Source organism: Kribbella pratensis (genome assembly GCF_004366075.1).
Lineage (GTDB): Bacteria > Actinomycetota > Actinomycetes > Propionibacteriales > Kribbellaceae > Kribbella > Kribbella pratensis.
In genome coordinates this window covers 1,032,336-1,045,403 of record NZ_SODU01000002.1, presented here as the reverse complement: position 1 = coordinate 1,045,403, position 13,068 = coordinate 1,032,336, and the positions used below count along the sequence as shown (strand labels likewise).

The 13,068-nt window shown below is 67.7% G+C and carries 10 protein-coding genes; 7 read left to right on the top strand and 3 right to left on the bottom strand.

Features of this window, described 5'->3' with window-relative positions; all coding sequences use genetic code 11:
• Positions 1 to 12 precede the first annotated feature (12 nt).
• From EV137_RS20135 to EV137_RS20125, 3 genes are all read right to left on the bottom strand, one after another.
• The gene (locus EV137_RS20135; RefSeq protein WP_134130327.1) at positions 13 to 1,218 is read right to left on the bottom strand and encodes a DUF4142 domain-containing protein; all 1,206 of its coding nucleotides are present in this window, start codon (positions 1,216 to 1,218) and stop codon (positions 13 to 15) included.
• A 92-nt stretch (positions 1,219 to 1,310) separates the two neighbouring features.
• Complete coding sequence (locus EV137_RS20130; RefSeq protein ID WP_134002536.1) at positions 1,311 to 3,614, bottom strand: sodium-translocating pyrophosphatase; 2,304 nt, start codon at positions 3,612 to 3,614, stop codon at positions 1,311 to 1,313.
• Between the two features lie 237 nt (positions 3,615 to 3,851).
• Positions 3,852 to 4,211 (bottom strand): STAS domain-containing protein, encoded by a 360-nt coding sequence (locus EV137_RS20125; protein ID WP_272948965.1) that lies wholly within the window; start codon positions 4,209 to 4,211, stop codon positions 3,852 to 3,854.
• 161 nt (positions 4,212 to 4,372) lie between these two features.
• Between EV137_RS20125 and sftH the strand changes: the two genes are divergently transcribed.
• The 7 genes from sftH to EV137_RS20090 all read left to right on the top strand — a co-directional run bounded on the left by sftH (position 4,373) and on the right by EV137_RS20090 (position 13,066).
• Positions 4,373 to 6,682: a DNA 3'-5' helicase SftH gene (gene sftH / locus EV137_RS20120; RefSeq protein ID WP_166679946.1), complete on the top strand. Its 2,310-nt coding sequence runs from the start codon at positions 4,373 to 4,375 to the stop codon at positions 6,680 to 6,682.
• 36 nt (positions 6,683 to 6,718) lie between these two features.
• The gene (locus tag EV137_RS41090) at positions 6,719 to 7,153 is read left to right on the top strand and encodes a hypothetical protein (protein ID WP_202871049.1); all 435 of its coding nucleotides are present in this window, start codon (positions 6,719 to 6,721) and stop codon (positions 7,151 to 7,153) included.
• A gap of 331 nt (positions 7,154 to 7,484) precedes the next feature.
• Positions 7,485 to 8,252, top strand: coding sequence for a ricin-type beta-trefoil lectin domain protein (locus EV137_RS20110; RefSeq protein ID WP_238175442.1), 768 nt, complete (start codon positions 7,485 to 7,487; stop codon positions 8,250 to 8,252).
• 533 nt (positions 8,253 to 8,785) lie between these two features.
• The gene (locus EV137_RS20105; RefSeq protein WP_134002530.1) at positions 8,786 to 10,213 is read left to right on the top strand and encodes an extracellular solute-binding protein; all 1,428 of its coding nucleotides are present in this window, start codon (positions 8,786 to 8,788) and stop codon (positions 10,211 to 10,213) included.
• Positions 10,213 to 11,148 carry a carbohydrate ABC transporter permease gene (locus EV137_RS20100; RefSeq protein ID WP_134002528.1) on the top strand — a complete coding sequence of 312 codons (936 nt, stop codon included), beginning with the start codon at positions 10,213 to 10,215 and terminating at the stop codon, positions 11,146 to 11,148. Before EV137_RS20105 ends, EV137_RS20100 begins: the two co-directional genes overlap by 1 nt.
• On the top strand, positions 11,145 to 11,966 hold the full coding sequence (locus EV137_RS20095) for a carbohydrate ABC transporter permease (RefSeq protein ID WP_134130325.1): 822 nt from the start codon (positions 11,145 to 11,147) through the stop codon (positions 11,964 to 11,966). The genes EV137_RS20100 and EV137_RS20095 overlap by 4 nt, the downstream gene beginning before the upstream one ends.
• The gene (locus EV137_RS20090) at positions 11,966 to 13,066 is read left to right on the top strand and encodes an ABC transporter ATP-binding protein (RefSeq protein ID WP_134130324.1); all 1,101 of its coding nucleotides are present in this window, start codon (positions 11,966 to 11,968) and stop codon (positions 13,064 to 13,066) included. Before EV137_RS20095 ends, EV137_RS20090 begins: the two co-directional genes overlap by 1 nt.
• Positions 13,067 to 13,068: the final 2 nt, after the last annotated feature.

The following is a 13,068-nucleotide window of genomic DNA, read 5'->3' as shown; positions in this document are numbered from 1 at the left end:
ACTACCAGAAGGTCAGTCCAGCGGAACGCCGTAGAGCACGAGGTTCTCGCTGTAGCGGTGCGCCGTACGGTCGTACGAACCCGTGCAGGTCACCAACGCCAACCGGGGCTTCGCTGCACCGTGGAACAGGTCGGCGGGCAGGGCCTCCTGCTTATAGGTACGGCGCGCAACGATGCGGTACCAGTGCTCGCCGCCGTCTCCACCCGTCACCGCGACCCTGGCGCCGACCGGTACGCCGGAGAGCGCTGCGAAGACCCCGCGCCCGCGAGTGGTGTCCACATGACCCGCGAGCAGCACTGTGCCACCAACAGAGCCTGGCGCCGCACCTGCGGCCCACCAGCCCACGTCAGCGGCCGACTTGGGTACCTCCAGCCGACCGTCGCCACCGGCAGCAACCGGCTGCACCGAGGCCTCCAGCACACCGGGCAGTTTCAGACGGACAGGCGGTACAGCGGCCTCTCGGTCCGCGGTCGACTTACCCGCATCCGGGACCTTTCCAGTGTTGGCGGGCTGGCCTCCGAACATCATCACGAGACCCGCCGCGAGTGCTGCGATCCCCAGGACGCGTCGCTTCAGCGAGATCGACTTGCCGACCAGAAGCAGCACCACTCCGATACCCATGAGGATCAGTGCGGCCCTGGTACGGGCAAGGTTGGCTTCGGCCTGCTGGCCGCCCTCTCCAGTCGGCACCACCGGAGTGGTGGTCCCGACGCGACAGGTACCCGTGATCGAGCGCTGGTGCATCTGGATGACCGGCTTGGCGCCGTCGGCCAGTGCCTCGACGGCAGGCGATGCACTGATCGGAAGCTCGCCTTCTACCAGTGCCAGATACTGCTGGTGCTCCTGACGCTGGAAGGCCAGCCAGGCGGCGTCGTACGCCGTGGTGCCGGCCTTGGCCGCAAGTACGTCGAGCTGGCGACGCTGGGCCGCCGAAGGTGCTGTCGGCAGCAGAATATTGAGCCGCGTGGCGACGTCGAGCTCCTGTGCGGAAAGCTTGCGATGGTCACGTTCCAGCTGGGCGGCGACCCGCCGTACGCAGGAGGTCCGGCCCTTGGCCGCCGCCGTGTGGGCGGCCTCGCTGATGGTCAGGTTGAGCTGGTGGGCGGCGTTGAGATAGGAGACATCCGGTTGCGGTGTCGCCGCGTTCGCCGGCTGCAGCATTGCCAGAACGCCCGCCGCAACGAGAAGCAGCAGCGCGGACACCCGGGCAATCCTCACACCATGACAGTAAGTGAGCGGACGGTTCGGGTCCAGACATACGGAACGGCCCGCCGGTCGGAACCGGCGGGCCGTCTCGGCAGATCCTGCGATCAGGCTGCGGCGTTCACCTCGGCCGGAGTGTCGGAGATGACCGACTCCCGGCGCTTGGAGACGTACACGGCCGCGGCCAGGATCACCACGGCGACGACCGCGATGACGATCCGCAGCGGCGTGTTGGTGTCGTCGCCGATCGACGACATCCCCACCACGGCCGGCGCGATCAGCACCGAGACCAGGTTCATCACCTTGATCAGCGGGTTGATGGCGGGACCGGCGGTGTCCTTGAACGGGTCACCGACGGTGTCACCGATGACGGTGGCCTCGTGCGCGGGCGAGCCCTTGCCGCCGTGGTTGCCGTCCTCGACCAGCTTCTTGGCGTTGTCCCAGGCACCACCGGAGTTGGCCAGGAAGACCGCCATCAGCGTGCCGGAGCCGATCGCACCGGCCAGGTAGCCGGCCAGCGCCGCGGCGCCGAGACCGAAGCCCACGGCGATCGGCGCGGTCAGCGCCAGCAGACCCGGGGTGGCCAGCTCCCGCAGCGAGTCGCGGGTGCAGATGTCCACCACCTTGCCGTACTCCGGCTTGCCCGTGCCCTCCATGATCCCGGGGATGTCGCGGAACTGGCGACGTACCTCGTAGACGACCGCACCGGCGGCGCGGCCGACGGCGTTGATCGCGAGACCGGAGAACATGAACACGACCGCGGCACCGAGGATCAGGCCGACCAGCGTGCCCGGGTTGAACACCAGCGCGTCCGCCTCGAACTTGGCGTAGTTCTCGGCCAGCGAGGTGCGGATGGCGTCGGTGTACGAACCGAACAGCGCGGTCGCGGCCAGTACGGCGGTCGCGATCGCGATGCCCTTCGTGATGGCCTTCGTGGTGTTGCCGACGGCGTCCAGCTCGGTGAGGATCTGGGCCGCCTCGCCGTCCACGTCACCGGACATCTCGGCGATGCCCTGCGCGTTGTCGGAGACCGGGCCGAAGGTGTCCATCGCGACGATGACGCCGACGGTGGTCAGCAGACCGCAACCGGCGAGCGCGATCGCGAACAGCGCGACCACACCGGTGCCACCCACCAGGAAGGCGCCGTACACGGCCGCCGCGATCACCACGGCGGTGTAGACGGCGGACTCGAAGCCGACCGAGATACCGGACAGGATCACGGTCGCGGCACCGGTCAGCGACGACTTGCCGACGTCCTTGACCGGCTTGTCCTCGGTGCCGGTGAAGTAGCCGGTCAGCGCCAGGATGATCGCCGCCAGCACGATGCCGATGAGGACCGAGAAGGTCGCGATCAGCCGCGGGTCGCCGTCGTGCGCGGCGATCGCCTCGGTCGCGCCGGTGAGGTCCTTGAAGCTGCCCGGCAGGTAGACGAACGCCGCCACCGCACAGAGCACACCGGAGACCACCGCGGAGATGTAGAACGCGCGGTTGATCGTGCGCAGACCGTTCTCGCCGGTCCGCGGACGGGTCAGGAAGACACCGAGGACCGCGGTGAGCGCGCCGATGGCCGGCACGATCAGCGGGAAGATCAGGCCCTGCTCGCCGAACGCGGCCTTGCCGAGGATCAGCGAGGCCACCAGCATCACGGCGTACGACTCGAACAGGTCGGCCGCCATACCGGCGCAGTCACCGACGTTGTCCCCGACGTTGTCGGCGATCGTCGCGGCGTTCCGCGGGTCGTCCTCGGGGATGTTCTGCTCGACCTTGCCGACCAGGTCGGCGCCGACGTCGGCAGCCTTGGTGAAGATACCGCCGCCGACCCGCATGAACATCGCGAGCATCGCGGCGCCGAAGCCGAAGCCCTCGAGCACCGTCGGGGCGTCACCCTTGAACAGCAGCACGACCAGCGCGGCGCCGAACAGGCCGAAGCCCACGGTCGCCATGCCGACGGTGCCGCCGGTGCGGAACGCGACCCGCATGGCCGGATCGCGGCCCTCGTCCCGCGCGGCCGCGGCCACCCGGACGTTGGCGCGCGTCGCGAGCCACATGCCCAGGTAGCCGATCGCGGCGGAGAAGCCCGCGCCGACCAGGAAGAACACAGAGCGGAAGATCTTCAGCGTGGTCTCGTTGCCGCCGTCGGTGTGCGCCGGCAGCAGGAACAGCAGCAGGAACGCGACCACGGCGAAGATCGACAATGTCCGGAACTGCCGGTTCAGGTACGCCGAGGCGCCTTCCTGAACCGCCGCGGCGATCGTTTTCATGTTCTCGGTGCCATCGTTCGCGGCAAGCACCTGGCCCCGGAAGACCATCGCGATGACGACCGCGAGAATCGCGATCACCCCGACGACGATCACCAGTGTGGTGTTGCTCGACGAAAGATCCACCGCTTGTGGAGCAAGCAGCGCGGACATCCGTCCTCCTTGTAGGCAACCCATCCAGGCTTGACGGCCCCCGTCTGCCGCAACCGAAGGGTTGGGGAAATACGACACAGCGCCAGTGGCCTGGCGCGGTGGGTTACTCTAACGGGTTCCCGACCAGACCTGACGACAGGGTGGTCTACGCCATACCCGGCCGACCCGGCAAGACCTGCGCCGGAACCTGGGCGCAACGTTCACCGAACGTAGTGAGGTGGACCCGTTTCGCTGTGATCAGATCGCCGAGGCGACGTCCGGGTGGATGTCGAAGACCTTGGTCAGGCCGGTGATCCGGAAGATCTTCAGCAGCCGTTCCTGGGTACAGACCAGGGACAGGGATCCGTCGTGGGTGCGCACCCGTTTCAGTCCGCCGACGAGAACGCCGAGGCCGGTGGAGTCCAGGAACTCCACGCGTTCCAGGTCGATGACCAGGTCGTAGACCCCTTCGTCGACGAGCGCGGCGATCTTCTCGCGGAGCTTCGGTGCGGTGTAGACGTCGATCTCCCCCGCAACCTCGATGACGGTGCGCCCGCCCTCGGCGCGCGCGGTCAGCGACAGATCCACTTCGGCCTCCGATCCCGTGAACTGCTGCATTCAACCATGTACGGACCGTGAGTGAGACCCGTTGCCGAAAACTCTTTCATCTCGCCCACCCGAAGTCGATTCCCGTCCCGAAAAAGCGCGTGCATCCGACCGTGCAGCTCTCAGCTGGTCCTCAGCGAGCAAGTGTCCATGCCAGGGCCTAAGGTGCCGGTATGCGTGCAGGTGGTGAGGCGGCTGCCGTCCTGAAGCGCCTGGCCGCCGGTCGCGACGACCGGCTGACGCATGTCGAGTCGGTGCCGCCGCGCGTGGGACAAACGTGTGACTGGCCGCGCTGGGTCCCGCCCGAGGTCCTCGACCAGCTGCGGGACGCCGGCATCACGGCCCCTTGGACTCACCAGGTGGCGACGGCCGAGGCGGCGTACGCCGGGAAACACGTGGTCGTCGCGACCGGGACGGCGTCCGGTAAGTCGCTCGGGTACCTGCTGCCGGCCTTCGCCACGTTGAGCATCGCGCAGGCGGCCTCACCACACCGCCGTACCGCCTCTGTGTTGTACCTGTCTCCGACCAAGGCGCTCGCGCACGATCAGCTCCGCGCGGTCTCGGCGTACTCCGTGCCCGGTCTGCGGGCCACGACGCTGGACGGCGACTCGGAGCGGACCGAGCGCGACTGGGCGCGCGACTACGCGACGTACGTGCTCAGCAACCCGGACATGCTGCACCGGTCGGTCCTGCCGAACCATCAACGCTGGGCGCGCTTCCTGGGCTGCCTGCAGTACGTCGTGGTTGACGAGTGCCACCACTACCGCGGCGTCTTCGGTGCGCATGTCGCCGGCGTACTGCGGCGGCTGCGTCGGGTGTGCGCGCAGTACGGGGCGCATCCGATCTTTGTCTGCGCCTCGGCGACCGTGGCCGAGCCGGCCGTGTCAGGTGAGCGCCTGACCGGGCTGCCGATGGTGGAGGTGGTCGAGGACGGCTCTCCGCGTGGCGGCATCGCGTTCGGCCTGTGGGAGCCGCCTCTGACCTCTTTGCACGGCGAGAACGGCGCACCGGTACGCCGGTCCGCCACAGCCGAGGTGGCCGATCTCCTGACCGATCTGGTCGTCACAGGTGTCCGTACGGTCGCCTTCGTCCGGTCGCGGCGTGGAGCCGAGTCGGTCGCGATGACGGCCCGGGAGAACCTGGCCGAGGTCGACCCGACACTGATCGACCAGGTGTCGGCGTACCGGGCCGGCTATCTACCTGAGGAACGCCGGCGGCTCGAGGGCATGCTGCAGAGCGGTGAGCTCACGGGAGTCGCGGCAACGAACGCTCTCGAGCTGGGCATCGACATTGCGGGGCTGGACGCCGTACTGCTCTCTGGCTGGCCAGGTACACGCGCGTCGCTTTGGCAGCAGGCTGGACGCGCAGGCCGGGCCGGTGGGGACGCGGTGGCGCTGCTGATCGCACGGGACGACCCGCTGGACACCTACCTGGTGCGACATCCGGCAGCGATCTTCGGGCGCCCGGTGGAGGCTACGGTTTTCAACCCGGAGAACCCGTACGTGCTCGGGCCTCAGCTGTGTGCCGCGGCGCAAGAGCTGCCGCTGACTCCCGACGACTTCGAGGTCTTCGGCGAGACGACGGCGCAGGTGATCGCCCAGCTCGTGCGGCAGGGCGCGCTGCGCGAACGGCCGCACGGGTGGTTCTGGACGCGCCGCGAGCGAGCCGTCGACGCCATCGACATCCGGTCGGCCGGCGGGAAGACGGTGCAGATCGTGGAGGCCCAGACCGGCCGTCTGCTCGGCACGGTCGACGGCGGCTCGGCCCATGCATCGGTCCACGAGGGCGCCGTCTACGTCCACGCGGGTGAGTCCTACCTGGTGCGCTCGCTCGACCTCGAGGGGCACGCCGCAGTCGTCGAGCCGGCCTCCCCGGACTACACGACCTTCGCGCGGGACGTCACCGAGATCAGCATCCTCGCGACCGAGGAAACGTGCTCGTGGGGTACGGCGGAGTTGTCGCGCGGCTGGGTCCAGGTGACGAGCCAGGTCATCTCGTACCAGCGCAAGCTGATCGCGACCGGCGACGTACTCGACGAACAGCCGCTCGACCTGCCGGAGCGCACCCTGCGAACCAAGGCCGTGTGGTGGACCATGCCCGACACCGCCGTCGAGAGCCTCGGGCTGGAAGACGTGCCGGGAGCGGCGCATGCCGCCGAGCACGCGTCGATCGGCCTACTCCCACTCTTCGCCACCTGCGACCGCTGGGACATCGGCGGTGTCTCGACCGCCCGCCACGCCGACACCGGCCGACTGACGGTCTTCGTGTACGACGGCCACCCCGGCGGGGCCGGCTTCGCCGAACACGGGTACGCCGCGGCGCGCGAGTGGTTGACGGCGACACGCGAGGCGATTGCACACTGTGAATGTACGGATGGATGCCCGTCGTGCGTACAGTCACCAAAGTGTGGGAACCAGAACAACCCACTCGACAAGAGCGGCGCGGTGGCGCTGCTCTCCGCACTGTTAAGCAGTGAGGCCTGAAGGGCCGGCTCTGGGCCGGCAGATAGGCGGGTCGCCATGGCCGTTCTCGGAATCGTCCTGATCGTGCTGGTCGTGCTGTTTGGGTTGGGCGTCTCGGTCTCGTCGAGCGCTTCCACCAAGCTGGAGGTCTTCGGCGTCGACTTCGGCGTCTCGGTGCCGACCGTGTTCTTCCTCGGCGCGGTCACCGGCGCCGCCCTCGTCGTCGCCCTGTGGCTGCTGAAGAAGGGCCTCGGGCGAGGCCTGCGCCGCCGCAAGGAGATGCGCGAACTGCGCGCCCAGGCGACGAACGGCACCCCTGCGGTGACTTCGACTGCATCAAGTGACAAGGTCGGAGGCGAGATCACACAGAGTGATGCGTCCGCCGACCTCCCCGCCGGCACCGGCAGCACCCGCGAAGGCCCTGCCGACGAGCGCCTCGCCACCGAGCAGGAGCTGGCGCCGGACCCCAAGGACACCAAACAGCACCACTGACCACTCAGTTGCCTAGGGCATCAACCATGCACTGACGATGACCGGCATACCACCGGATTGCCGTAAGATCTCGAACGACTCACAGCCTCCGCACGGCGACCACACAGCGAGCTGACGACTCGATGTAGATGCCTTGCGCAACGAACTTCGCCTGGCAGTTAGTTGCCATTGGCATCAAGTTTCGCGGAATCGGCATAACCCCCTCGGTCACACCTGTGCCTTACTGGTTGTGGCGTCAACGTCGCGCTGAGTCACTGCCGGCAAACCCGGCTCGCGCCACGGGGTCCCGACGACCTGACGCCACGAGATGGCACGACCTCTGGAGGTTGTCTTGATCATCCGCAAGCTGTTCAGCCGCACCGGCGTGGTGGTGCTCGCGGTCAGCGTGGCCATCGCCACCGCCGTACCGGCCCAAGCCGCGAACCCGGAACCCAGTGGTTCGAAGGCCCCGGGCGTATCGGTGGGTGTGGCACAACAGATCGCCACGCGCTCCGACACGCGCTACTGCCTGACGTTCGTCACGGCCGACAAGGTCCCGATGGCGGTCATGATGGCGTGCGCCCCGGGCAAGGAAGGCAAGACCCAGGAGTGGATCTACACCGAGTCCGGCCAGCTGCAGGTCGCGATGAGCAAGAGCGTCGGTGGCGCCCTTGCGACGACCGGAGCCTGCCTGGACAGCGGCGCGGACCTGGCCAAGGTGCCGGCTTCGGCTCCACTGCTGGTCCTGCCCTGCCGTAGCGGCGACGGGCAGAAGTGGAACTACGACGAGGACACCGGCACCTTCGTGAACGAGGCCAGTGGGCTCGCCCTGACGTCGCTGCTTGGCAAGGGGAAGGCCAAGCAGGCACAACCGACCGGCACGATGAGCGCTGCCGGCACGCCGATCCAGGCCTGGAGCGGTCTGCCGATCCCGAGTCTGGACATCCTGGGCGCGGTGCTGGCCCTCGTGAACGCGCTGCTGGCATCGCTGGGCCTGGCCCTGCCGCTGCCGATCGCGGGCGCGGCCGCCAGCCTGTTGTCGCTGATCAGGCCACAGGTTCCGATCCCGGCCGAGATGACGACACTGCCGAAGCAGATGATGCAGCTGGCTCAGAGCTGAGTCGAGTTCGAACACCGGCCAACGAGAGGACGGCCGGCCCCGACATCGTCGGGGCCGGCCGTTTTTCACTCCTTGTCTCTCGCGGTGTCTCTCGCGGTGGGGCCAAGCGGCGCTCGGGGATGAGTTCCGGGATGTCCCGCTGCTTGCGCGTCAGCGGGAGCCCGGTGTCGTCACCGCGCAGGCCAAGGTCACCACCAGCACCAGCAATGCCCGAGCAGGTCGTCGACAAGGCAAGCGACTCCATGGAGCAGTGACACGTCATTCACCTCCGATCCGCTGAATCGAACGGCTAGACAGTAGCTCGGCCACTCACCCTCTGTATCTACACAATTACCGGTTGTCGCAGAACCTTGAGCATCCTTTAACTCTTCCGCAACGCATCACGCGGGAACCGGACTTGACAGTTCACGGTTGGTTGCCTACAGCCCCCGACAACGTTCGCCTCGGGGTTGGGAAAAAGTCTTCACATAGTCGCGGATGAGTGCCAATGTTTGACCGGCACTGTCGCCGGACCATTTCTGCAAGGAGCCCTGATGCGATCACTCTCGCGGTTGACCACCGCCGGCGTACTCGGCGCCGCGGCCCTCGCCCTGCTCACCGGATGCCTCGGCTCGTCCGACTCCGGCAGCGGCGACCAGGACGCGAACCGGAACGCCGACGCCAAGAAGGTCGAGCTGACCTTCGGGTCGAACTCGGTCAAGGGCGGCAAGAGCAGCGCCGGGGCAACCTTCGTCCAAGACGTCCTGATCCCGAAGTTCGTCGCCGACCAGAAGGGCAAGGGCGTCGACGTCACGGTCAAGTTCCAGGGCGACGGCTCCGACGACGAGGTCTACAAGCAGAAGCTCTCCCTCGACCTGTCGAACAAGTCCGGACCGGACCTGTTCCAGATCGACGGCATCTGGGTCGGCGAGTTCGCCCAGGCCAACTACATCAAGCCGCTCACCGACACCGTCGGCGAGGCCGCCAAGGTCGACGACTGGGACGGCTGGAAGCAGATCCCGGAGTCGGTCCAGGCGCTCGGCAGCTACAACGGCCAGCGGTACGGCGTACCCGGTGGCACCGACGGACGGGTCCTGTACTTCAACAAGAAGCTCTTCCAGCAGGCCGGACTGCCCGCCGACTGGCAGCCGAAGTCCTGGGACGACATCATCTCCGCAGGTCAGGCGCTCAAGAAAATCTCCGGTGTGACGCCGATCCAGATCAACGCCGGCACCGCGATGGGTGAGGCGACCACCATGCAGGGCGTACTGCCGCTGCTGGTCGGCACCGGCGCGACCGTGAACTCCGACGGCAAGTGGCTGGGCAACACCTCGCAACTGCGCCAGGTGCTGGACTTCTACCACCAGGTCTACTCGACGGGTCTCGGTGACCCCGTGCTGCAGCGCGAGGCCAAGGGCCGGGACAAGTCGTTCGCCGAGTTCGCCGCGAACAAGATCGGCATCCTGCTCGAGAGCGACTACTTCTGGCGCAGCGTCGTCGAACCCAAGGCCGGCGTCGCGAAGATGGCCGACCGGGACACCGCGGTCGGGTGGGCGCTGATCCCGGCGAGCAAGCCGGGCGCCGGCGTGAAGGGCCAGGACTTCGTGTCGATGTCGGGCGGCGGCGCGACCGTGATCAACCCGAACACCAAGTTCCCGCAGCAGGCCTGGGAGTTCCTGCAGTTCATGAACTCCGCGGAGATGGTCAAGGAGTCGCTGGCCGGCGCCGCCAAGATCACGCAGCGGTCGGACGTCAACAGCGAGGTGCTGAAGAGCGACCCGATGCTGAGCTTCGTCGCCGAGAAGGTGCTGCCGATCACGCAGTACCGTCCGGGCCGGGCGGAGTACCCGAAGGTCTCCGCGGCACTGCAGCAGGCGACCGCGGACGTGGTCGGCGGCAAGAGCACCGACGCCGCCGCGACGGCGTACCAGAAGGTCGTCGAGACCGCGGCCGGCGGCAAGGACAAGGTCACCAGTAACTGATGACTTCCGCCTCCGCACCCGTGCCGGCTCGGCCCCCTGAGCCGGCACGGCGTACCCGTGGTCCGGCCGGGGACGTCGCGGGACTCGGCGTCGGCCGCGCCTTCGGCTTCGTCGCGCCCGCGCTCCTGCTGATCGGCGCCTTCCTGGTCTTCCCCGCGATCTGGACGATCTACATCGGCATCACCAACTACCGGTTGACCGGCGTCGAGGCCGTGTCGCCGTCGGTGGTGGGGTTGTCGAACTACACGAAGGCGCTCAACGACGCGCTGTTCCACAACGCGTTGTGGCTGACGTTGCTGTTCGTGCTCGGCTCCGCCATCATCGGGCAGAACATCCTCGGGTTCACACTGGCGTGGGTCCTTCGCCGCACTCGCCCGGTGGTCCGCCGTACGGTCGAGGCCTTCACGCTGCTGGCCTGGATCCTGCCGTCGACCGTGGTCGCGTACCTGTGGGTCGCGTTCTACGACCGGGACGGCGGCACGCTCAACGGCATCCTGGGTACGCCGGGAACCGCGTGGCTCATCGACTACCCGATGGCGTGTCTGGTGGTGTTCAACACATGGCGCGGTACGGCGTTCTCGATGATGCTCTACTCGTCGGCGCTGCAGGCCGTCCCGCCGTCGCAGCTCGAGTCGGCGCGGATGGTCGGGGCATCGGGGTGGCAGACGCTGCGGGACATCGTGTTTCCGCACATCCGCGGGCATGTGCTGACCAACACGCTGCTGATCTCGCTGTGGACGGCGAACGATTTCTCGCCGTTCCTGCTCACCAAGGGCGGACCGAACCACGAGTCCGAGACGGTGCCGGTCTACATCTACAACGTGGCGCTGCAGGGCGGTGAGCTCGGGTACTCGTCGGCGATCTCGTTCCTGCTGCTGATCGCGAACCTCCTGGTCTCACTGGTCTATCTGCGGCTGCTCCGGAGGCGCTCATGAGGCCCGGCTACGTCGTGCGCCGGATCGGGTTCTACGTCCTGATCTGCGCTATCACGCTGTTCTTCGCCGTACCGATGCTGTGGATCGCGTCGGCGCCGTTCGACGCCTCGCCGGGCCTCGGAGTGCATTGGCCGGACTGGACGCTGGAGAACGTCCGGAAGACGCTCGGCCATCCGTACGCGATGCACTCGATGGTCAACTCGCTGCTGATCTGCGTGACGACCGCTGTCGCGGTCACCGCGTTCGCCGCGTTGGCGTCGTACGCCTTGTCGCGGGTCCGCATCCCCGGCCGGGACGCGTTGCTGTACGGGTTGCTGCTGCTGTCCTCGGTCGTCACCGGGACGGCGGCGATGGTCCCGATCTTCGTGATGATGTTCCAGCTCGGGTTGATCGACTCCCGGTTCGGCGTCGCGCTGGTGATGACCGGCGGGCTGTTGCCGGCGGCCATCTTCATCCTGAAGGACTTCGTCGACGCGGTCCCCAAGTCCTACGAGGAGTCGGCGCGGGTCTTCGGCGCGTCCACCGGCCAGATCCTGCGCGATGTCGTACTCCCGGTCGCACGCCCCGGGCTGGCGACCATCATGGTCTGGGCGTTCGTCAACTCCTGGGGCAACTTCCTGGTGCCCTTCCTGCTCATCCGGTCGATCGACAAGCAGCCCGGTGCGGTGCTGATGCAGACCCTCACCGACGAAGGCGGCAGCGTGAACCTGCAAGTGCTGCCGGTGTTCTCGCTGCTGTTCTCGATCCCGGTCGTCGTGCTGTACCTGCTGGTGAACTCGCGTTACGGGTTCCGCTTCCACGGAGGGATCAAGAGCTGATGGCGGGCATCGACATCGAAGGCCTCGCAACCGTCTACCCGAACGGCGTCCGCGCCGTCGACGGGCTGGACCTGCACGTGGCCGACGGCGAGTTCTTCGCCCTCCTCGGTCCGTCGGGCTGCGGCAAGACCACGCTGCTGCGGACGATCGCCGGCCTGGAGCCCGCGAGCGAGGGCAGCATCCGCATCGACGCGGCGGACGTGACCCGCACCGAGCCGGGCAAGCGCGGCGTCGCGATGGTGTTCCAGGACTACGCGCTCTTCCCTCACATGAGCGTCTCCGAGAACATCACCTATCCGTTGAAGGTACGCCGCGTCGCGGCCGCCACTCGTGCCGCGACGGCTGAGCGCACTGCGGGCGAACTGTCCTTGCAGGGGCTGCTCGAACGTAAGCCCGGCCAACTGTCCGGCGGGCAGCAGCAACGGGTCGCCCTCGCTCGTGCGATCGCGTCCGAAGGAAAGGTCCTGCTGCTCGACGAGCCGCTGTCGAACCTCGACGCACGGCTCCGCCTCGAGGCCCGCACCTTCCTGAAGAAGCTCCAGCGCGACCTCGGCATCACCACGGTCTTCGTCACCCATGACCAAGCCGAGGCTCTCGCGCTGGCCGACCGCATCGCCGTCATGGACTCGGGCAAGCTCCGGCAGCTGGGTTCCCCGCGTGAAGTGTTCGCGCGGCCCGCCAACACGTTCGTGGCGAACTTCATCGGCTCGACCCCGATGAACCTCCTCCCCGGCAAGGTCACCACCGACGGCGCCGTCACCGTGGCCGGCGGTTCGTTGCCTGCGACAACCTCCTCTACCCCGGCGGACGCCGAGGTCACGGTCGGTATCCGTCCCGAGTACCTGACCCTGTCGACAGGCGACGTCAGCGGCCCCGCCCTCCGCGGCGAGGTTGTCGTCGCCGAAAACCTCGGCACCCAGTCCCTCGTCAGCGTCGACTGCGCCGGCACTCTCATCGGCGTCACCGTTCCCGAGGAAGCCGAGCCTGCCCCCGGCACCCCGGTAGTCCTCACCGCGCCCACCTCCCGAGTCCTCCTCTATACCCAGGACACCGGCGAACTCCTCACCTCCACAGACAGCACCGCCAGAGCTCGTTCGTGAGC